This window comes from Pseudoduganella rivuli (assembly GCF_009674485.1).
GTDB lineage: Bacteria > Pseudomonadota > Gammaproteobacteria > Burkholderiales > Burkholderiaceae_D > Rugamonas > Rugamonas rivuli_B.
Genome location: NZ_WKJJ01000010.1, coordinates 1 through 20,348, shown reverse-complemented (window position 1 = coordinate 20,348; position 20,348 = coordinate 1). Strand labels below are relative to the sequence as shown.

The window sequence follows — 20,348 nt, the reverse complement described above, 5'->3', positions numbered from 1 at the left end:
GTATGAAACTGGTTCGTTACGGCCGTCCCGGCAAAGAAAAACCCGGCCTGATTGATGATGAGGGCAAACTGCGCGACCTGTCCGGCGTGATCGATGATATCGGTCCGGAACAGCTGTCGGACAAGGTGTTGCGCAAGCTGGCCAAGATCCCGCACGAAGACTTGCCGCTGGTGCGTGGCAATCCCCGTTTCGGCGTGCCGGTATCGAAAGTCGGCAAGTTCATCGGCATTGGCCTGAACTATTACGACCACGCGGCGGAAATGGAATTGCCGATTCCGGAAGAGCCGATCGTGTTCATGAAAGCGATCAGCTGCCTGTCCGGCCCGGACGATCCCGTCATGCTGCCGAAAGGCTCGAAAAAGACCGACTGGGAAGTGGAGCTGGGCGTCATCATCGGCGCCCGGGCGCGCCACGTCAGCGTCAAGGATGCGGACAACTACATTGCCGGCTATTGCGTGGTCAACGATATCTCGGAACGCGAATTCCAGTTCGAACGCGGTTCGCAGTGGGACAAGGGCAAGGGCTGCGACACGTTCGGCCCGGTCGGCCCGTGGCTGGTGACGCGCGACGAAGTGTATTTTCCGGACAAGCTGGACCTGTACCTGGAAGTCAACGGCAAGCGCATGCAGTCCGGCTGCACGGACAACATGATTTTCTCCGTGCCGCAAATCATCAGCTATCTGTCGCAATTCATGACCTTGGAACCGGGCGACGTGATCGCCACCGGCACGCCGCCAGGCGTGGGCAATGGCCGCAAGCCGAAGCGCTTCCTGAAGAAGGGCGACTTCATGCGTCTGGGGATTGCCGGCCTGGGCGAGCAGCAGCAGGACGTGATCGCGTTCCAGCAGTATTGATTGTGCGGTTCTATCGTTGGCGGAAACCGCCATGCATGCGTGTCAGCGACATGTAACGCAACGGCAGCGCCGGCACGGCGGCAATCCTGCGGATTACCGCCCTACGAAGTTACGCCGCACGTTTGCCGGCGTAAGCATGTGACGCAACGCCGGCGCTGAGCAGCGCACGTTCCAGCGCTTCCTGCAGGCGCGCGACGATTTCCACCAGGTCCGCCTCGGTGGCGACGAACGGCGGCGCCAGCAGGATATGGTCGCCTCGTTCGCCATCGATGGTGCCGCCCATCGGATAGACGATCAACCCGCACGCCATCGCCTGCGTGCGCACCGCTTCATGCAGTTTCAGCGATGGTGCGAACGGTTCTTTCGTGTCCCGGTCGCGCACCAGTTCCAGCGCCCACAGCAAGCCCCGTCCCCGGATATCGCCCACGTGCGGATGCGCGCCGAAGGCGTCGCGCAACAGGCGGCGCAGCGAGGCGCCGCGCACCGTCACCGCCCCCAGTAAACAGTCGCGCTGGATCACGCGCTGCACGGCCAGCGCGGCGGCCGCCGCCACCGGGTGGCCGACGTACGTGTGCCCATGCTGGAACACGCCACTGCCGTTGCGCAGCCGCTGCACGATGGGATCGCGCGCCACCACGGCGCCGATCGGCTGGTAGCCGGCGCCCAATCCCTTGCCCAGCGCCACCAGGTCGGGCAGCACGTTTTCCTGTTCCACCGCATACAGGGTGCCAGTCCGGCCCATGCCGCACATGACTTCATCGGCAATGAATAAAATGCCGTACTTGTCGCACAGCGCCCGCACGCCCTTGAAGTAGCCCGGCGTGGGCGGAATCGCGCCGCCCGTCGCGCCCACCACGGGTTCCGCGCAAAAGCCGATGACGTTTTCCGGGCCGGCCGCCACGATCGCCACTTCCAGTTCAGCGATCAGGCTTGCCGTGTAATCGGCCACGCTTTGGCCGTCGGCGCGGTCGCGGTATTCATAGCAGGGCGCCACGCGCGCGACGTCCATCAGCAGCGGCGCATACGGCTTGCGTCGGAACGCATTGCCGCCGAGGGCCAGCGCGCCCAGCGTATTGCCGTGGTAACTCTGGCGGCGCGCAATGAACAGGTGGCGCTGTGGCTGACCGCATTCGACCACGTACTGGCGGGCCAGCTTCAGTGCGGTTTCCATGGCTTCCGAACCGCCGGACACCAGGTACACGTGATCGAGGTCGCCGGGCGCGTCGTAGGCGATGCGCGCCGCCAGTTCTTCCGCCACGTCGGTGGTGAAAAAAGCCGTGTGCGCATAGGCGAGGCGGTCGATTTGCGCATGCATGGCGTCGACGACGTCGGGGTGGCCATGACCGAGCGACGACACGGCGGCGCCGCCGCTGGCGTCGAGGTAGCTGTTGCCCTTGCTGTCGCGCAGGATGATGCCTTCGCCGCTGACGGCGACGGGCGGCGTGCGGCGCAGGCTGCGGTGGATAATGTGGCTCATGTGCGTCCTCTTATTGTTGGTAGGAAATTCGGACGATAGCCCGCGCGATCTTGCCATCTTTTGATTTTTATCCAATCGTGTGCGAATATGCGCCGATGACTGAACGCCTCGGCCCCATTCCCCCCGATCAACTGACGCCGCTACAACAGCAGGCGGCGCAAGCCATCATCGACGGCCCGCGCGGCGCGCTGTATGGACCGTTCGTTCCGCTGTTGCGCAGCCCGGAATTGATGGAGCATGCGCAGCGCATGGGCGAGTACCTGCGCTACCGCAGCGCGATCGGTACGCGCCTGTCGGAACTGGCGATTTTGGTCACGGCGCGGCACTGGGACCAGCAGGTCGAGTGGGCCATCCATGCGCCGATCGCGGCGCAGGAGGGGATTGCCGCCGGCGTGATCGATGCGATTGCGCACGGGCGCAGGCCGGATGGCATGGCGGATGGGATGACGGAAGATGAGGCGTTGGTGCACGACTTTTGCGTCGAACTGCAGCGCGGCAAGCGCGTGTCCGATGCGACGTATGGCGCGGCGGTGGCGCGGTTTGGCGAGCAGGGCGTGGTCGACCTGATGGGCGTGAACGGTTATTACACGTTGCTGGCCATGGTCATGAATGGCGCGCGGACGGTGGCGCCGCCGTCGGCCGTGGCGCCATTGCCGGATTTGCCGCCCGGATAAAGTGCGCGGCGCTGCGTGCGCCAGCGTACCGACGCACTGCCGTGTGTCCGGATAGATTGGCGCATTCTTCGGAGGCGCCATGGATAATGATGAGCAAGCATGCCTGACACGGCGCGGCTTCCTGCAATCCGCACTGGCCGCAGTCGCGGCTGGCAAGGTTGCACCGGTGGCCGCCGCACCCAGGCCTGCCCCGGCTGGGCCGGAAGCCCCTGCGATTCCCGTCAAGCTGTCCGTCAACGGGCAAGAACACAACCTGATGCTGGAGCCGCGCGTCACCTTGCTCGATGCGCTGCGCGAGTCGCTGGGCCTGATGGGCACCAAGAAAGGCTGCGACCGGGGCCAGTGCGGCGCCTGCACGGTGCTGGCCAATGGGCGCCGCATCAACAGTTGCCTGTCGCTGGCGGTCATGCACGAGGGCGACGAGCTCGTCACCGTCGAAGGATTGGCGTACCAGGGCGAGTTGTCGCCGTTGCAGGCCGCATTCATCGAACACGATGCGTTCCAGTGCGGCTATTGCACGCCGGGACAGCTGTGTTCCGCCACGGCGCTGCTGGCCGAAGTGCGGGCCGGCGAGGCCAGCGCCGTCTCGCCCGACGTGCGCACGGCGATGCAGGCATGGACCGATGACGAAATCCGCGAGCGGATGAGCGGCAACCTGTGCCGTTGCGGCGCCTATCCCAATATTGTCGCGGCAGTGCGCAGCGTTGCGCTCAAACAGTCGTAAGGAGGCGCCATGCAATCGGTCTATTACGAGCGGGCGCGCGACATCGCGCATGCGCTGCAACTGGGCAGCCAGCCGGGGGCGCGCTTTATCGCCGGCGGCACCAATCTGCTCGACTTGATGAAGGGCGACGTCGAACATCCCGTGAAATTGGTCGATGTCACCCATGCCGGCATGGACCAGGTGTATGAACAGCCGGGCGGCGCATTGCGTATCGGCGCCACGGCCCGCAACAGCGACGCGGCCAACCATCCGCTGGTGCGCGAGCGGTATCCGCTGCTGACGCAAGCCTTGCTGTCCGGCGCTTCGCCCCAGCTGCGCAACATGGCCACAACGGCCGGCAACTTGCTGCAGCGCACACGCTGCCCGTATTTCACGGACACGGCGTTCGACCGCTGCAACAAGCGCATGCCCGGCTCCGGCTGTGGCGCGCGTGACGGCTGGCACCGCATGCACGCGATCCTGGGCGCCAGCGACGCGTGCATCGCCGTCAATCCGTCCGATATGAATGTGGCGCTGGCCGCGCTGGAAGCGGTGGTGGTGGTGGCCGCAGCGGGTGGCGAGCGCCGTATTCCCATGGCGGACTTTCACCGCTTGCCGGGCAAGACACCGCAGGTCGAGACGGCACTGCAGCCCGGCGAGTTGATCACGGGTGTGGAATTGCCGCCGCCCCGCTTCAACCGTTGTCACTACCTGAAGCTGCGCGACCGCGCCAGCTATGCGTTCGCGCTGGTCTCGGTGGCGGTGCTGCTGCAAATGGATGGCGGCACGATACGCGCCGCCCGTATCGCGCTGGGGGGCGTGGCGCACAAGCCGTGGCGTGTGCCGGAAGCGGAAGCGCTGCTGGCGGGCGTGCAGTTGACCGACGAAGTCGGCCGCCAGGTGGCCGCCAACCTGCTGGCCGGCGCCAGCGCGTATCCGGATAACCAGTTCAAGCTGGAACTGGCGCAGCGCGCCGTGGTGCGCGCCTTGCGCAACGCGGCGGAAAGCAGGGAGGGCGCATGACACCGACACCTACACCGGTCACAGGACAACCGCTGGACCGCACCGACGGCGTCGCCAAGGTCACGGGCGCGGCGCGCTTTTCCTCGGAACACCCGCTGGCCCGCATGGCGTACGCGGTGCTGGTGCAGAGCACGATTCCGAAAGGGAAAATCATCGCCATCGATACGGCGCAAGCGAGCGCCATGCGGGGTGTGCTGTTGGTCATGACGCACAGGAATGCGCCGAAACTGCCGGCACCGAAACCGCCCGGCAAGGATGAGCAGCCGCCCAATCCGAAACTCAGTCTGCTGCAAAACGACGAGGTGCAGTACAACGGCCAGCCGGTTGCCGTGGTGGTGGCCGACACGCTGGAGCATGCGCAGGATGCCGCGCGCCGCGTCAAGGTACGCTATGCGCCGCAACCAGCCGTGCTGGATTTCCAGGCGGCCAAGCGCGCGCCCCGCACGCCGAAACCGCAGCCGGACCGCCCGTCCGACACGGCCCGGGGCGATGCGGAAGCCGAACTGGCGCGCGCCGCCACCCGCATCGATACGGTCTACACGACGCCGATGGAAAACCACAACCCCATGGAGCCGCACGCCACCATTGCCGCCTGGGACGGCGGCAGCCTGACCCTGCACGACGCGACGCAAAACGTGTCCGGCGTGCGCAAGGCAGTGGCGAGGAGCCTGGGCATTGCCCCGGAACAGGTGCGCGTGATTTGCCCGTTCGTCGGCGGCGGCTTTGGGTGCAAGGGTTCCACGTGGTCGCACGTGGTGCTGGCAGCCATGGCAGCCAGGCAGGTCGGGCGTCCCGTCAAGCTGGCGCTGGAGCGCACGCACATGTATGGCCCGGTCGGCGCGCGGCCGATGACGGAACAGCGCTTGCGGCTGGGAGCACAGCGCGACGGCGGCCTGCAATCGGTGATGCACGACACGATTTCGCATACGTCGTTTGTCGACGACTTCACGGAACCGTGCACGTCGCCCACCCGCATGCTGTACGCCAGCACCGCGCTGCGCACCACGCAGCGGCTCGCCACGTTGAATCTCGGCGTGCCGACGTACATGCGGGCGCCGGGTGAAGCGCCGGGCAGTTTTGCGCTGGAGTGCGCGCTGGATGAACTGGCCATCGCATTGCAGATGGACCCGGTGGCGCTGCGCCTGCGCAATGACGCCGAGCGCGATCCGGAAAAGGATTTGCCCTGGTCATCCAAGGCGCTGCGCGAATGCTACCGCGTGGGGGCAGAACGCTTTGGCTGGGCGCGCCGCACGGCACAGCCGGGTTCGATGCGGGAAGGGCGCACGCTGATCGGTTACGGCATGGCGACCGCCACCTATCCCGCCAACCGGATGCCGGCCAAGGCGTCGGCCATGATCCGTCCCGATGGCACCGTGCTGGTGCGCAGCGGGACGCATGACCTGGGCACGGGCACGTACACCATCATGACGCAGGTGGCGGCCGATGCGCTGGGCTGGCCGGTGGGCAAGGTCACGTTCGAACTGGGCGACACGGCCATGCCGCAGGCGCCGGTATCGGGCGGGTCGATGACGGCGGCCAGCGTCGCCCCGGCAGTGCAGGCCGCCGCCACCGCAGTGCGGGCGAAGTTGGTGGCGCTGGCAACCGGCGATGCGATGTCGCCTGTGCACGGCGCCGCTGCGGACGACGTGCTGGTGGAAAACGGCTGGCTGCTGCGCAAGTCGCAACCGGACCGGCGCGAGCCGGCCGCGGCGCTGATTGCCCGCAACGGCGGCGCACCGGTGACGGCGGACAGCGAAGCGAAACCGGGTGACGAGAAGAAGCAGGTGTCGCTGCATTCGTTTGGCGCCGTGTTCGTGGAAGTGCACGTCGATGCCGACCTGGGCACCGTGCGCGTACCCCGCATCGTCGGTGTCTACGACGTGGGGCGTCTGTTGAACCGCAAGACGGGCCATAGCCAGCTGATGGGCGGCATCGTGTGGGGGCTGGGCATGGCGCTGACGGAAAAGACGGAAATGGACTGGCGCGTGGGACGCGCGGTCAACGCCAACCTGGCGGATTACCACGTGCCCGTCAACGCGGATATCGGTGCGATCGATGTGACGGTGCTCGACGGGGCGGACCCCCATATCAATGCGCTGGGTGCGCGGGGGATCGGTGAGATCGGCATTACCGGCGTGGCGGCGGCGATTGCCAATGCCGTGTATCACGCGACGGGCAAGCGGGTGCGGGATTTGCCGATTACGGCAGACAAGCTGATTTGATGCCGCCAGATCTGCCGCTTACTTCAATACTTACTTGAACACTTTCTTCAGCCAGGCGGAGATGTGCTGGACTTCTTCCGCGCACGCCGAGTGCTGCATCGGGTAGTCGTGCCACTCGATCTTGTAGCCCAGTTGGGCCAGCAAGTCGCGCGATGCGGTGGCGCGGCTGATCGGGATCACCGGGTCCATCGTGCCGTGCACCATGAAGATCGGCGTGTCCTGGTTGGCGGCGCTGCGTTCGGCCGCGACCTTGTCGGCCATCGGCACGTAGCCGGACAGGCACATCAGGCCGGCCAGTTTTTCAGGATAGCGCAAGCCGGTCTGCAACGTCATGGCGCAGCCTTGCGAAAAGCCGCCCAGCACGATGCGGCTGGCGGGGATGCCGCGCGCGATTTCGCGGGCGATCAGCGCTTCCACCAGTACCTGCGACTCGCGCAAGCCTTTTTCGTCTTCCTGGCGGCCCAGGTCCGTGTGCACGATGTCGTACCACGAACGCATGGTGTAGCCGCCATTGATGGTGACCGGCATCATGTTCGCGTGCGGGAAAACAAAGCGGATGCCCGGCAAACCCGCCAGGTCCAGTTCATTGACGATCGGCGCCCAGCCTTCGCCGCTGTCGCCCAGGCCGTGCATCCAGATCACGGCCAGCTCGGGGTTGGCCGACGTGTTGATTTCAATCGAGTCCAGAACAGTCGTCATGTCAGGCATTGTCCTTATTACGGATAGCGGATTTCGGGCGGAATGCCTTGCACACCGCCGGGTTGGTTTCCATGTACGGGCCGCCGATCAAGTCCACGCAATACGGCACGGCGGCAAACACGCCGCCGACCAGTTGCTTGCCGTCGGCATCCTTCAAGCCTTCAAGGGTTTCCTTGATGGCTTTCGGCTGGCCGGGCAGGTTGATGATCAAAGCAGCATGGTCCGGTATTTCGCGGATCACGGCGACCTGGCGCGACAGGATCGCGGTCGGCACGAACGCCAGGCTGACCTGGCGCATCTGTTCGCCGAAGCCCGGCATTTCCTTGGTGCCGATGGCCAGCGTGGCTTCCGGCGTCACGTCGCGGCGCGACGGGCCGGTGCCGCCCGTGGTCAGCACCAGGTGACAGCGCGCGCTGTCCACCAGTTCCACCAGCGTCGCTTCGATTTGCGGACGCTCGTCGGGGATCAGGCGGGTCTCGATGCGGAACGGCGTGGTGAGGCACGCGGCCAGCCAGTCCTGCAGCGCCGGGATGCCCTGATCCTGGTAGACACCGCCGCTGGCGCGGTCGGAAATCGACACTAAACCAATGACCAGCTCCGGCTCCACCGCAGCCGGCGTATTACTCGTCATCTTCTTCGCCTTCGTCTTCGCCGTCTTCGTCAGCTGCCGCGGCCTTGGCGTTTTTCGCCGCCAGGTCTTTCAGGATCTGGAAGATTTCGCGGTACGCCTTCGGCGGCTTGCTCTCCGCCTGCTCCTTGCGGGCATTGCGGATCAGCGCGCGCAAGTGCTGCACGTCCAGTTCCGGGTGCTCGGACAGCAGCACGGTCAGCGCGTTATCGTCGGCCAGCAGCTTGTCGCGGCGGCGTTCCAGCGCGTGCAGCGCGGCGGTATCGGCCTTGGATGCGCCTTTCCAGCCCTCGATGGTGCGGCGGATCACGGCGATTTCCTCGTCGTCCAGGGAGCGCATCTTCTTGCCGACGAATTGCAGCGCGCGGCGGCGGCCTTCGTGGTCCTTGATGTTCTGGGTTTCCAGGATCACTTCCTTGACGTCTTCCGGCATCGGCACGCGTTTGACGCGGTCGCGCGGCGCATTGACCAGTTCCGTGCCCAGTTCTTGCAGCGCATCGGACAGGCGTTTCATTTCGGTTTTGGACGGACGCTCGTACTTTTCTTCGAATTCGGAAGAATTGAAACCGACGGCGCCCCGATTAGCATTTGGCATAATGACAAAAGGCCAGGCGTACCTGACCTGTAAAAACAGTAAACGGCTGCTATGATACCTCCTTTACACGTTACCCCTGAAAAAAGCCACCTCATGAGCGATTCCTTCTTCACCCACAGCCAGGACCAGTTGAAACAGCTTGCACGCGATGTATTGCAATATGCGCGCGAGAAGGGCGGCACCGATGCGGCGGTGGAGATCAGCGAAGGCAGCGGTTTGTCCGTTTCGGTGCGCAAGAGCAAGATCGAAACCATCGAGCAAAACAAGGACAAGGGCCTGGGCGTGACGGTGTTCATCGGCCAGAAACGGGGCAATGCCAGCACGTCGGACTTTTCGCCCGCATCGCTGCGCGCCACGGTGGAAGCGGCCTGCAACATCGCGCGCTTCACGGCGGACGACGATTGCGCCGGCCTGGCCGACGACGACATGCTGGAAAAGAACCCGCAGGATCTGCAACTGTTTTACCCGTGGGATATCAGCACGGAAGAAGCCGTCGTGCTGGCGCAGCGGGCGGAAAGCGCGGCGTTTGCCGTCGATCCCCGCGTGACGAACAGCGAAGGCGCCGGCGTGCACGTGCAGCAATCGCATTTCGTGGCGGCCAACTCGCGCGGCTTCATCGGCGGTTATCCCTATTCGCGCCACACGATTTCCGTGGCGCCGATTGCCGGCAAGGGCGCGAAAATGCAGCGCGACGACTGGTACAGCTCGGTGCGCGACGCGAAAAAACTCGCGCAGCCGGAAGCCATCGGCCGGTATGCGGCGGAACGCGCACTGGCGCGCCTGAACGCCCGCAAACTCGATACCCGCACCTGCCCGGTGCTGTTTGAAGCACCGCTGGCTGCCGGGCTGGTGGGCGCGCTGGTGCAGGCCACGTCCGGTGGCGCGCTGTACCGTAAATCCACGTTCCTGCTCGATACGCTGGGCAAGGCGATTTTCCCGTCGCACATCCAGGTCAGCGAAGACCCGCACGTGATCGGCGCCATCGGTTCGGCCCCGTTTGATGAAGAGGGCGTGCGCACGACGGCGCGCGACGTGGTCAAGGATGGCGTGCTGCAAGGCTATTTCCTGTCGACGTATTCGGCCCGCAAGCTGGGCATGAAAACCACGGGCAACGCGGGCGGTTCGCACAACCTGTCGCTGACGTCCAGCCGCACGAAAAAGAACGACGATTTCGTGGCCATGCTGAAGAAAATGGGCACGGGCTTGCTGGTGACGGAATTGATGGGGCAGGGCACCAACTACGTGACGGGCGATTATTCGCGCGGCGCATCCGGTTACTGGGTGGAAAACGGCGTGATTCAATACCCGGTCGAAGAAATCACCATTGCCGGCAACATGAAGGACATGTTCCAGGATATCGTGGCTGTCGGTGCGGACGTGCTGGTGCGGGGCACCAAGCAGACCGGCTCGATCCTGATTGAAAAAATGGTTGTGGCTGGAAATTAATATTTAGGCAATATATGCCGCCTGCGATATGCTGCGCGGCGGCATCATATTTTCATTGCAACCTTATAGTTGTTTCCATACACTGTCTCGGGCAATAACACCACCGAGGAGACCACAGTATGGAACGCCGTTCCTTTATAAAAAAGGCAGCAGTAGGCGCCTCCGCAGGCGCTGTTGTAACGCCGGCGCTGGCGCAATCGCTTCCCACCATTAACTGGCGCCTGGCGTCCAGTTTCCCGAAAACGCTGGACACCATTTATGGCGCCGCGGACACCTTCGTCAAGCGCGTCTCCCAGCTGACGGGCGGTAAATTCAACATCCGCGTGTTCGCCGGCGGCGAAATCGTCCCGGGCCTGCAAGTGCTGGACGCCGTCCAGGCGGGCACCGTCGAGTGCGGCCACAGCGCGTCGTACTATTACTTCGGTAAAGATCCGACATTCGCCTTCGATTGCGCCGTGCCGTTCGGCCTGACGTCGCGCCAGCATACCGCGTGGTATGAGCAGGGCGGCGGCCGCGAACTGACCCGCGAATTCTTCAAGGGCTACGGCGTCATCAACTTCCTGGGTGGTAACTCGGGCACGCAGATGGGCGGCTGGTTCCGCAAGGAGATCAAATCCGTGGCGGACCTGAAAGGGACCAAGATGCGGATCGGGGGCTTCGCCGGCAAAGTGCTGGAGCGCCTGGGCCTGGTGCCGCAACAGCTGGCGGGCGGCGACATCTATCCCGCGCTGGAAAAAGGCACCATCGACGCGGCGGAATGGGTCGGCCCGTACGACGATGAAAAATTCGGCTTCTACAAGGTCGCCCCGTACTACTACTACCCGGGCTGGTGGGAAGCCGGCGCGTCGTTCTCGTTCTACGTGGGCTTGAAGGAATGGGAAAAGCTGCCGAAGGAATACCAGGCGGCGATCGAAGTCGCATCGTATGAAGCGCACGTGGTGATGCAGGCCGAATATGATGCGCGCAATCCAACCGCGCTGGCCAGCCTGCAAAAGAAAGGCGTCAAACTGCGCGCCTTCCCGAAAGACATCCTGGAAGCCAGCTACAAGGCGGCCACCGATGTGATGAACGAGGAAGCGGCGAAGAATGCGAAATTCGCGAAGATCTACGAACCATGGAAACAGTTCCGCAAGGAGCAGAACCTGTGGGCATCGGTGGCGGAATCGTCGATGCAGAACTTCCTGATTTCCACCGTCCGCGGCGGCAAATAAGAAAAACGGGCCGGTGTACACCGGCCCGTTTTACGTCAGAACTTCATTTCCACCAAAGCCCGCACAATCGCCGTCGTTGGCGTCAGCGTGGTGTCCGCTTTCAACCCGTCCGGCACATTGGGCACATTGCGGTTCAGGAAGGAATTCTGCTGGACGTTGGTCTGATGCAGCAGGTTCGATACCGACACGCGCAATTGCGTTTTCGGGCTGAATTTCATCACGCCATACCAGTCCAGCGTGCGCTTCGGCGCCGACCACGCGAACTGCCTGTCCGACACCCGCACCGGGCCGCCCGACTGGAAGCTGAAGCTGGCCCCCGTCGTCACCGGCAAGGTGTCCATCTTGTAATCGAAGCCGACGGTGCCGCTGACCGGCGTCTGCCCGTCCAGGCGGTTGTTCGGGCCTGGCACCGTGTCGAGGCGGGACCAGTTGCGCGCCACGTTGGCGCGGATTTCAATGGCCGGCGATGCCGGGTACAGCGAACGCAATGGCAGCTTGGCTTCCAGTTCGATGCCGTGCGTATTGGCCGTGCCGGCATTGACGGGGCGGGAAATCCACAGGCCGTCGATCAGGTCGACACGGTTGCGGATGCTGTTGTCGATGCGGCGCAGGTACGTGCTGGCTGTCAGCAGGCCGCCGGCCGGCAGATAGTGTTCATACGCCAGGTCCAGGCCCCAGGCCAGTTCGGCTTTCAGCTGAGGATTGCCCGACTGGTCCGGCTGCGTCTCCGAGTTATTGTTCGACGCGAAGCGGCGCGGGATCAACTGGTTGACGCCGGGCGCCTTGTAGGTGCGGGTCAGGCCCAGGCGCACCTGGTCGTTCTTGGTGTCCGGCAGTTTCCACAAGGTCTGGAGCAGGGGACTGAAGACGCTGGACTTGCTGTCCACGGCCGCGTAATCGGACCCTTCGCTGGTGGTCTGGATGCCTTCCCATCGCAAGCCTATGTAAACCGACCAGCGGTCCGTGACTTGCCACTCGTCCTGCGCATACATGGCCAGGCGCTTGATATCGGCATTGAAGACCTGGTCCAGGTTTTCCGGCGGGCGCGGCTGGGGCATGCCCGGCAGCGGCGGCAGTGGTGGCGGCGGCAGCAGCGCGGTTTCACGCTGGATGCGGTCTTCATCGCGCGTGCTGAAGCCCATATCCCAGCCCATCGCCAGCGCGTGGTGTTCAATGAGCGGCGTCGAATACTTGCCGGTGGTGGTGAACCCTTTTTCCGTCTGCGACGACGTGACGAGACGGTCCAGTGCAGGCTTCATGCCGGGCGCGTATTGCAGGCTGGGGGCGTCCGTGTCGCGGTTGTTGTAATTGACGCCGCCCTTGATTTCCAGCTTGGCGCCGGCATTCAGCTTGCGCATCCACGTGACGTCGCTGCGCGCCATGATGAAATCGGTGCGCACGCCGACATCGGTGCCGACGTATTGCGCCAGCCGGTTGCCTTCAACCTGGGTGAAGCGCTCCGTGGTGTTGAAGCGGGCCTGGTTGGCATTGATGAAGCTTTGCCACGTGACGATGTCGCCCGGGCCCAGGTTGAAGTTCACGCGCGGCGACAGGCCCAGCGCCTTGAAGGTGCCACGGTTGGTCTGGTCCGCGTGGCGCAACTGCGTGCGCTTGCCGGACAGGTCGAATTCTTCCTGCACCAGTTCGGACGGGCGGTCGAATTTGGCGTACGTGATATTGCCGCCGATGGCATACGACATGATGCCGCTCTTGTCCGACAGCTGGAAATTCGTGTTGGTGCCGATCTTGCCGTTGTCATCCTGCAGGCCGACCTTCAGTTCGCGCTGGGCTGTTTGCACGGCGCGTTTCAGCACGATGTTGATGCCGCCCGCAATCGCTTGCGTGGAATATTCGGCCGTGGCCGCGCGCATCACTTCGATGCGTTCGATCATGTCCGGCGAAATCGAGTCCAGCGAAAAGCCCGGCGGCGCCGGTTCGCCATTGAGCAGGATTTGCGTATAGCCGGCCCCCAGGCCGCGCATGCGGATATCGCCGCCGCGCCCCTGCACGCCGCCGACGGTCACGCCGGGCAAGCGCTTGAGCACTTCGCCCACCGTGGTATCGCCGTTTTTCAGGATTTCTTCCTGCGTCACGACGATCTTGGTGGCGGTATCGTTGCGGCGCGCGTCATAGGCGGTGGCCGCGCCCTTGATTTCCACTTGCTGGACTTTTTCTTCTATTTTCTTGTGCTGGTCCTCTGCCGCGTGGGCATGGACGGCGCCCAGCAGGGCGGGCGCGGCCGCGAGCAGGCGCAGCAAAGTTGGACAAGGGCGGACGGTTGGTTTCATTGTTGTCTGGACTGGGATTTAACACATTTGCAGGCACAAAAAAGCCCCGCCGTGCGGGGCTTGATCATGGGCGCCGAATGATCAGGCGCGCAGCGATTGTAATACAGCTTGCAGGATATCCGCACCAAGGCGGGCGCTGCGGGCGCCATCCCAGCCGACAGCAGGGTCGGGATCGTTGGCGTTGTCCTTGAACGGCATTTCCAGGGTCAGCGACAGGCAGCCGAAGGCGTGCGTGATGTGCGGCGAACCCATGGTCAGCGTTTCCGGCGTGAACGGCGTCACACCATAGCCGTGCACGTCCTGGAAGTCCGGGCTGGCGATCTTGAAGTCGTCGACGAAGCGCTGCTGCGCCGCGCGTTCCTTGTCGCCGAACGTTTCCAGCGATTCGGAACCCGCCACGAACACGTACGGCAAGCCTTCGTCGCCGTGGATGTCGAGGAACAGGTCGCAGCCGGTCTGCTTCATCTTGTTCAGCACCAGGAACACTTCCGGGCTGCGCTCCATGGTCGGGTTCATCCATTCGCGGTTCAGGTTGGCGCCGGCCGCGTTGGTGCGCAGGTTGCCGCGCACGGAACCGTCCGGGTTCATGTTCGGCACCACGTAAAACACGGATTCCTTCAGCAACTGGCGGCCGTGCGGGTTGGCGTCGTCCAGCAGCGCATCGAGCATGCCTTCGACGAACCATTCGGCCATGGTTTCACCCGGGTGCTGGCGCGCGATGACCCACACTTTCTTTTTGCCTTCAGCCGGTTCGCCGACCACCAGCAAGTTCATGTCGTGGCCATCCAGCGTCGAGCCCAGGTCTTCCATGCGCACATGCGGCGACAATTGCGCGCTGTCCAGCAGCGCCAGGTGGCGTTCCCACGAATACGGCTCGAAGTACGCGTAGTACACGCTGTCGAATTCCGGCGTATGCTCGATGGTCATGACCTGGCCATCGAAGGTGGTCGGTACGCGGAACCAGCTGGTGCGGTCATAGCTGGCCACGGCCTGGTAATCTTTCCAGCCGTCCGGGTAAGCGGCTTGGCCGGCATTCTTGAAATTCATCGTCAGCGGCGTCGCCCTGGCGCCCTGTACGCGGAAATAGAACCACTGGATGATGTCAGCGGCGGAATCCTTGCGGATGTTCAGATCGATCGCGGACGGGTCATCCGCGCGCAGAACCTCGATGGCGCCAGCATCGAATTGGTGGCTGATTTTGATAGGCATGGAAATCCTGGTTGAAAAAGAAGCGTGGCCGATATGATAACCGCTTTGATCGGCGTCATATAGACGCTGGGATTGCAAGCTTGTCATTTCAGACATAAACTGCTTTCTCATTACCAATACCATCCAACCAGGAGACCTTGATGCAGCGTCGTTCCTTCCTGAAACAAGCCACGGTGGGCGCCACCGCCACGGCCGTCGTTGCCGCCCCTGCGCTGGCCCAGGGCCCGGCCATCACATGGCGCCTGGCGTCGAGCTTCCCGAAAACACTGGACACGATCTATGGCTCCGCCGAGCGCTTTGTCAAACGCGTGGCGGAATTGACGGGCGGCCGCTTCCAGATCCGCCAGTTCGCCGCCGGCGAAGTGGTGCCGGGCCTGCAAGTGATGGATGCGGTGCAGGCCGGCACGGTGGAAATGGGCCACACGCCCGCGTATTACTACTTCGGCAAGGATCCGACGTTCTGCTTCGATTGCGCCGTGCCGTTCGGCCTGACGTCGCGCCAGCAAACGTCGTGGTGCGACCAGGGCGGCGGCCGCGAACTGTTGCGCGAGTTCTACAAAGGCTATGGCATCATCAATTTCTTTGGCGGTAACACGGGCACGCAAATGGGCGGCTGGTATCGCAAGGAAATCAAGAGCGTGGCCGACATCAAGGGGCTGAAAATCCGCATTGCCGGCTTCGCGGGCCGCGTGATGGAGCGCATGGGCGCCGTGCCGCAGCAGATTGCCGCCAGCGACGTGTATTCGGCGCTGGAAAAGGGCACGATCGATGCGGCCGAGTGGGTCGGTCCGTACGACGATGAAAAACTGGGCCTGGCCAAGGTCGCGCCGCACTACTACGCGCCGGGCTGGTGGGAAGCGGGGCCGCAACTGTCGTTCTACGTGAACATCAAGGAGTGGGAAAAGCTGCCCAAGGAATACCAGGCGGCGATCGAGGCGGCCAGCTATGAGTGCCACGCGGTCATGCAGGCCGAATACGACGCCCGCAACCCGAAAGCACTGGCCCGCCTGCAAAAGAACGGCGCCAAGGTGCACACGTTCTCGAAAGAGATCATGGACACGGCGTACAAGTTCTCGACTGAATTGATGGAAGAGGAAGCCGCGAAGAACGCCAAGTTCAAGAAGATTTACGAACCGTGGAAGAAATTCCGCCACGAGCAGAACCTGTGGGCGTCGGTGGCGGAAGCGTCAATGCAGAACTTCCTGATCGGTATTGGCCGCAAATAAAGCATGTGATGGAAAATCCGGCCGGCCATCGCCGGATTTTCAACATTTACTGTCGAGGTATCTCGACAGTAAAAACTGTGCCGGCGACGTCGTTTGAAACCACGCTGATCTCCCCGCCATGCGCAACGGCGATTTTCTTTGCGATGAACAGGCCTAACCCCAGACTGCTGGCGGGCCGTGAATCGCCTTTTTTTTCCGGTAATTGCACCAGCGAGTCGAACAGCGTCGGCAATAGCTCTTCCGGAATGACGGCGCCCTGATTCGCGACGGTCAGCAATATGCGCGTTTCCTGGCCCTCAATTTCTATCATGATGGGTTTTCCCGCAGCGCCATACTGGGCCGCATTATTCGCAAGGTTGGTCAAGAGTTGCTGGAGGCGGGCCTGATCAAACAAGCCCATCAGCTCTCCCGACGCGCGCAGGTCAAAATTCGCCCGGGGGTGGGCGGCGCTGGCGTCTTCGATCGCCCATTGACACATTTCCAGCAGGTCACATTCGCGCCGTTCGATGTGAATGCCATCGCCCAACTGGGTTCTCGCCAGGCTCAGCAAATCATTGACCATGGCCGTCATCGTGGCTGCACTGCGTTTGATTCTCACGCCGATCTGTTGCACCCGCTCGTCGAACGCGCCGCTCCTGGTCAGGTAAGAACCCGCTGTGGATGTGGCCGCTAACGGACTGCGAAGGTCGTGTCCCAGTATCGCCAGGAAGATATCCCGGGTTTCATTGACTTTGTCAAAATAGGCCACCGCGGCATCCGCAATCGATTGATCGATGGCCTCGTTAAACCGCATGATTTGTTCCACCGTATCCGGCGTTGTCGAGCGATTGGTTTCTCCCCACAATTTCAGCACGCTGGCCCGCAGCGCACGATACTCGGCAATCAGCTGAAGAAGGGTGAAACCGGATTCAAAACGCAGCTTGCCATGAATCGTTGATGCGCTGTCAGCCAGGTCTGAATGGGGACCGAGTCCGTGCGATTTTGCTTCCCGTTGCGCGGGACTCTCTGCTTGCTCGATTTCCAGCGCGACAAATTCGAGAATCTGCTTCGCATGATCACGTAATTCCAGGGTGGACATTTTTTCCGCCGCAGCGCCAAACGTGGCCGCAAACGCTTCCCACTCGGTCAGGATGGGCTCCATGTGACTCAGGATAAATTTCGCAATATTCATCGGATCGCCATGCCTGGGTGGTGGAGAATGCCGCGAGTGGAACCACCAGCGTAAATCAGATCGGCTTTTCGTGGCGCGCTTTGCCTTCCCGGCCGCAACTTATTTTTTGCGCGCGAATAAATCGTTAGGTAATCGGCGCAAAGCCATGTATATTGCGTGGGCACTTCGGTAAGACGTAATAATTGTTGGCCTCCTTCCTGTCTGGTCCTTGTACAAGGACAATTCCTGTCTGATTCCTCTGTTACATCCGCTTCTTGATTTGAAGTGTGCCTGGGCTTTTTGCCCCATTAAAACTTGAGGAAAACACACATGACTACCCAGACCGGCACCGTTAAATGGTTCAACGATTCCAAAGGCTTCGGCTTTATTACGCCTGACGCGGGTGGCGCCGACCTGTTCGCGCACTTCCAGGACATCCAATCCAATGGCTTCAAGAGCCTGCAGGAAAACCAGCGTGTGAATTTCGTGCGCGGCACCGGCCCGAAGGGTGACAAGGCCACCCAGATCAACCCGATCTAAGCTCTAAGCATTTTGCTGAATGCGGCCGCACCATGCAGATAGCATGGGCGTCCGGCAGCCAGTGGAAACGAAGCCCGCCTTGCTGCGGGCTTTTTTCATTGCAGCCCTGTCAGCGCTCCGCTTTCACCACCTGGCCGCCCGCCATCACGAATTTCACGCGTTTCAGTTCCGTCACATCCTTCAGCGGATCAGCCGCCACCGCAATCAGGTCGGCCGCCTTGCCCGCCTCCAGCGTACCCGCCACGCTTGATACCCCCAGCAAATCCGCCGCGTTGACCGTGGCCGCCTTGATGGCTTCCATCGGCGACATCCCGTACTGCACCATCAGCTCGAATTCATCGGCATTGCGGCCATGCTTGGATACGCCCGCATCGGTGCCGAATGCGATTTTCACGCCTTTGGCATGCGCCACCTTGAGCGCCTTGCCCGTGATGCCGATGCGCCAGTCGATCTTGGCGCGCACGTCCGGTTCATACGCGTTCGGGTTGGCGGCGATGCGCTCCTTGTAGCCATTGATGGTGGATAGCGTCGGCACGTAATAGGCGCCGGATTTCAGGAACAGCCGGATGCCTTCGTCGTCGAGCAGGGTGCCGTGTTCGATGGAATCGGCGCCGGCCGCCAGCGCCAGGTTGATGCCGCCTTCGCCGTGCGCGTGTACGGCCACCTTCTTGCCATACAGGTGCGCCGTGTCGACCAGCGCCTTCGCTTCATCGTCGAACATTTGTTTCGCCACACCCGCGCCCACGCGGCTGTTGACGCCGCCCGTGGTGGCGATCTTGATCACGTCCACGCCACGGCCGATCTGCTTGCGCACGGCGCGGCGGCAGCTCTCCGCGCTGTCGCACAGGTTGTCCTCGGTGATGCCATGCTGTACCCAGTCGGCGTAACCGAGGCGGCCATCCATGTGGCCGGACGTGGTGGAAATCGGCATGCCCGCATCGAGGATGCGCGGGCCCTGCACCCAGCCCTTGTTGATGGCGTCGCGCAGCGCCAGGGTGATGCCGTCCGGACCGTCGCCCAGGTTGCGCACCGTGGTGAAGCCGGCGTTCAGCGTCTTGCGGGCATTCTGTTCCGCTTCATAAGCCCACGCGGCGGCATTGGTGTTGACGTTGGCCAGCGCCCCTTCCGCGCCGGCGCGGTCCGACACCAGGTGCACGTGGCTGTCGATCAGGCCCGGCAGCACGAAGCTAGCGCGCAAATCCACGATTTGCGCTCCCGGGTATCGGTCGGTCCCCACGTGGCCATCCAGCACGGCGCTGACCTTGCCGTTTTCAATCACCACGGTGGACGCGCCGCGCGGCGCCTGGCCCGGCTTGTCCAGCAGCTTGCCGGCTTGCACCAGGGTGACGGGCGCCGCCAGCGCGGCAGTGGACGCCAGCAGGGCGGTGGTCAGGGCGGTGGCAAGGCGGGGCAACGGCGTCATGGCGGATCTTTCAAGAGGGCAAGAAAAATCCGAGATTAGCACGCTGCAACGCTGTAAAAATGTCGAAATGTATCGACAACCTGTACCGTGCAAACGCGCGTGCCGGAGGCAGGCGTCGTCAGGCGCTGAGCCGGGTGGCGCCGCGCAGCGGCGTGCCTGCGTTGGCAGCGTCTGGCGCGGCAGCGCGCGGCCGGCGCGGCGCGGGTATTGGCAGCATCGTGGTATCGGGTGGCGCGGCGTCATCGGCCAGCCGGAACACGGCGGCATCCTGCGCCAGCGCGGCGGCCTGGTCGCTGAGCGCAGCCATGGCGCCGGCCGCCTGTTCCACCAGCGCGGCGTTTTGCTGGGTCAATCCATCCATCTGGCTGACCGCCGCGCTGACCTGGCCCAGGCCTGCGGCCTGTTCGCCGCTTGCGCGCGCGATATCGGCCAGCATGGCTTCCATCCGGCCGATGCCGCCGATGATGCCGTCCATCGCGTGCACGGCGTCGCCCGCCAGCCGCGTGCCTTGCGCGACTTCTTTCACCGACGTGTCGATCAAGACCTGGATGTCGCGCGCGGCGGCGGACGAGCGCTGCGCCAGTTGCCGCACTTCGGCCGCCACCACGGCAAAACCGCGACCATGCTCGCCGGCGCGGGCCGCTTCCACCGCGGCGTTCAGCGCCAGCAAGTTGGTCTGGAATGCCAGGCTATCGATCACGCCCAGGATTTCACCGATGCGGCGCGACGACGCGTCGATGTGGGCCATGCGTTCGGTCATCCTCCGCACCACCGCGCCGCCATCGCCGGCGGCGCCGACCGCCCCTTGCGCCAGGGTGGCGGCATGGCGCACCTGGGCCGCGGTCTCGCCGACGGTCGAAACCAGTTGTTTGAGTGCGGAGGCGGTTTCTTCCAGCGCGCCGGCCTGCTGCGCCGTGCGCGCCGCCAGGTCGCTGTTGCCGGCCGCCAGCTGGGCCGCCGCGCCGGCAATGGCGGCCGCG

General features: G+C 63.5%; 18 protein-coding genes. 9 read left to right on the top strand and 9 right to left on the bottom strand.

The window, feature by feature from the left end; translation table 11 throughout:
• The first annotated feature begins 2 nt into the window (after positions 1-2).
• Positions 3-854 carry a fumarylacetoacetate hydrolase family protein gene (locus tag GJ700_RS16600; protein ID WP_154375828.1) on the top strand — a complete coding sequence of 284 codons (852 nt, stop codon included), beginning with the start codon at positions 3-5 and terminating at the stop codon, positions 852-854.
• 109 nt (positions 855-963) lie between these two features.
• Here the strand turns inward: GJ700_RS16600 and GJ700_RS16595 are convergent, their stop codons facing one another.
• Positions 964-2,331 carry an aspartate aminotransferase family protein gene (locus GJ700_RS16595; RefSeq protein WP_154375826.1) on the bottom strand — a complete coding sequence of 456 codons (1,368 nt, stop codon included), beginning with the start codon at positions 2,329-2,331 and terminating at the stop codon, positions 964-966.
• 95 nt (positions 2,332-2,426) lie between these two features.
• Here GJ700_RS16595 and GJ700_RS16590 point away from each other — a divergent pair, with 95 nt between their 5' ends.
• The 4 genes from GJ700_RS16590 to GJ700_RS16575 all read left to right on the top strand — a co-directional run bounded on the left by GJ700_RS16590 (position 2,427) and on the right by GJ700_RS16575 (position 6,953).
• Complete coding sequence (locus GJ700_RS16590) at positions 2,427-3,005, top strand: carboxymuconolactone decarboxylase family protein (RefSeq protein WP_154375824.1); 579 nt, start codon at positions 2,427-2,429, stop codon at positions 3,003-3,005.
• Between the two features lie 79 nt (positions 3,006-3,084).
• Positions 3,085-3,729 carry a 2Fe-2S iron-sulfur cluster-binding protein gene (locus GJ700_RS16585; RefSeq protein WP_154375822.1) on the top strand — a complete coding sequence of 215 codons (645 nt, stop codon included), beginning with the start codon at positions 3,085-3,087 and terminating at the stop codon, positions 3,727-3,729.
• 9 nt (positions 3,730-3,738) lie between these two features.
• The gene (locus GJ700_RS16580) at positions 3,739-4,731 is read left to right on the top strand and encodes an FAD binding domain-containing protein (RefSeq protein ID WP_154375820.1); all 993 of its coding nucleotides are present in this window, start codon (positions 3,739-3,741) and stop codon (positions 4,729-4,731) included.
• On the top strand, positions 4,728-6,953 hold the full coding sequence (locus tag GJ700_RS16575; protein WP_154375818.1) for a xanthine dehydrogenase family protein molybdopterin-binding subunit: 2,226 nt from the start codon (positions 4,728-4,730) through the stop codon (positions 6,951-6,953). Before GJ700_RS16580 ends, GJ700_RS16575 begins: the two co-directional genes overlap by 4 nt.
• A 30-nt stretch (positions 6,954-6,983) precedes the next feature.
• On the opposite strand, the gene GJ700_RS16570 is transcribed toward GJ700_RS16575, so the two are convergent.
• The 3 genes from GJ700_RS16570 to yjgA are packed head-to-tail and all read right to left on the bottom strand — an operon-like array spanning position 6,984 to position 8,875.
• The gene (locus tag GJ700_RS16570; protein WP_154375816.1) at positions 6,984-7,652 is read right to left on the bottom strand and encodes an alpha/beta hydrolase; all 669 of its coding nucleotides are present in this window, start codon (positions 7,650-7,652) and stop codon (positions 6,984-6,986) included.
• A 1-nt stretch (position 7,653) separates the two neighbouring features.
• Positions 7,654-8,283 carry a molybdopterin adenylyltransferase gene (mog, locus tag GJ700_RS16565; protein ID WP_154375814.1) on the bottom strand — a complete coding sequence of 210 codons (630 nt, stop codon included), beginning with the start codon at positions 8,281-8,283 and terminating at the stop codon, positions 7,654-7,656.
• On the bottom strand, positions 8,273-8,875 hold the full coding sequence (yjgA, locus tag GJ700_RS16560) for a ribosome biogenesis factor YjgA (RefSeq protein WP_154375812.1): 603 nt from the start codon (positions 8,873-8,875) through the stop codon (positions 8,273-8,275). Before yjgA ends, mog begins: the two co-directional genes overlap by 11 nt.
• A 93-nt stretch (positions 8,876-8,968) precedes the next feature.
• On the opposite strand from yjgA, the gene pmbA reads away from it, so the two are divergent.
• Together pmbA and GJ700_RS16550 are read left to right on the top strand one after the other, a co-directional pair.
• Positions 8,969-10,321 (top strand): metalloprotease PmbA, encoded by a 1,353-nt coding sequence (pmbA, locus tag GJ700_RS16555; RefSeq protein WP_154375810.1) that lies wholly within the window; start codon positions 8,969-8,971, stop codon positions 10,319-10,321.
• Positions 10,322-10,440: 119 nt separating this feature from the next.
• Positions 10,441-11,532, top strand: a complete 1,092-nt coding sequence (locus GJ700_RS16550; protein ID WP_154375808.1) for a TRAP transporter substrate-binding protein — start codon at positions 10,441-10,443, stop codon at positions 11,530-11,532.
• A gap of 35 nt (positions 11,533-11,567) precedes the next feature.
• On the opposite strand, the gene GJ700_RS16545 is transcribed toward GJ700_RS16550, so the two are convergent.
• Positions 11,568-13,820, bottom strand: coding sequence for a TonB-dependent receptor plug domain-containing protein (locus GJ700_RS16545; protein ID WP_154375806.1), 2,253 nt, complete (start codon positions 13,818-13,820; stop codon positions 11,568-11,570).
• 81 nt (positions 13,821-13,901) lie between these two features.
• Positions 13,902-15,029: a M14 family metallopeptidase gene (locus GJ700_RS16540; RefSeq protein ID WP_154375804.1), complete on the bottom strand. Its 1,128-nt coding sequence runs from the start codon at positions 15,027-15,029 to the stop codon at positions 13,902-13,904.
• A gap of 140 nt (positions 15,030-15,169) precedes the next feature.
• On the opposite strand from GJ700_RS16540, the gene GJ700_RS16535 reads away from it, so the two are divergent.
• A complete protein-coding gene (locus GJ700_RS16535; RefSeq protein WP_154375802.1) occupies positions 15,170-16,255 on the top strand; it encodes a TRAP transporter substrate-binding protein in 1,086 nt (361 codons plus the stop codon).
• Between the two features lie 46 nt (positions 16,256-16,301).
• On the opposite strand, the gene GJ700_RS16530 is transcribed toward GJ700_RS16535, so the two are convergent.
• A complete protein-coding gene (locus tag GJ700_RS16530) occupies positions 16,302-17,426 on the bottom strand; it encodes a sensor histidine kinase (protein WP_154375800.1) in 1,125 nt (374 codons plus the stop codon).
• Between the two features lie 309 nt (positions 17,427-17,735).
• Between GJ700_RS16530 and GJ700_RS16525 the strand changes: the two genes are divergently transcribed.
• The gene (locus GJ700_RS16525) at positions 17,736-17,945 is read left to right on the top strand and encodes a cold-shock protein (RefSeq protein WP_154375798.1); all 210 of its coding nucleotides are present in this window, start codon (positions 17,736-17,738) and stop codon (positions 17,943-17,945) included.
• Positions 17,946-18,054: 109 nt separating this feature from the next.
• Here GJ700_RS16525 and GJ700_RS16520 read toward each other — a convergent pair whose 3' ends face one another.
• Together GJ700_RS16520 and GJ700_RS16515 are read right to left on the bottom strand one after the other, a co-directional pair.
• Entirely contained in the window at positions 18,055-19,368 is a 1,314-nt protein-coding gene (locus tag GJ700_RS16520; RefSeq protein WP_154375796.1) for a metal-dependent hydrolase family protein, read from the bottom strand.
• A 118-nt stretch (positions 19,369-19,486) separates the two neighbouring features.
• Positions 19,487-20,348 (bottom strand): methyl-accepting chemotaxis protein (locus GJ700_RS16515; RefSeq protein ID WP_229507051.1); only part of this gene is annotated, 862 nt, incomplete at its 5' end.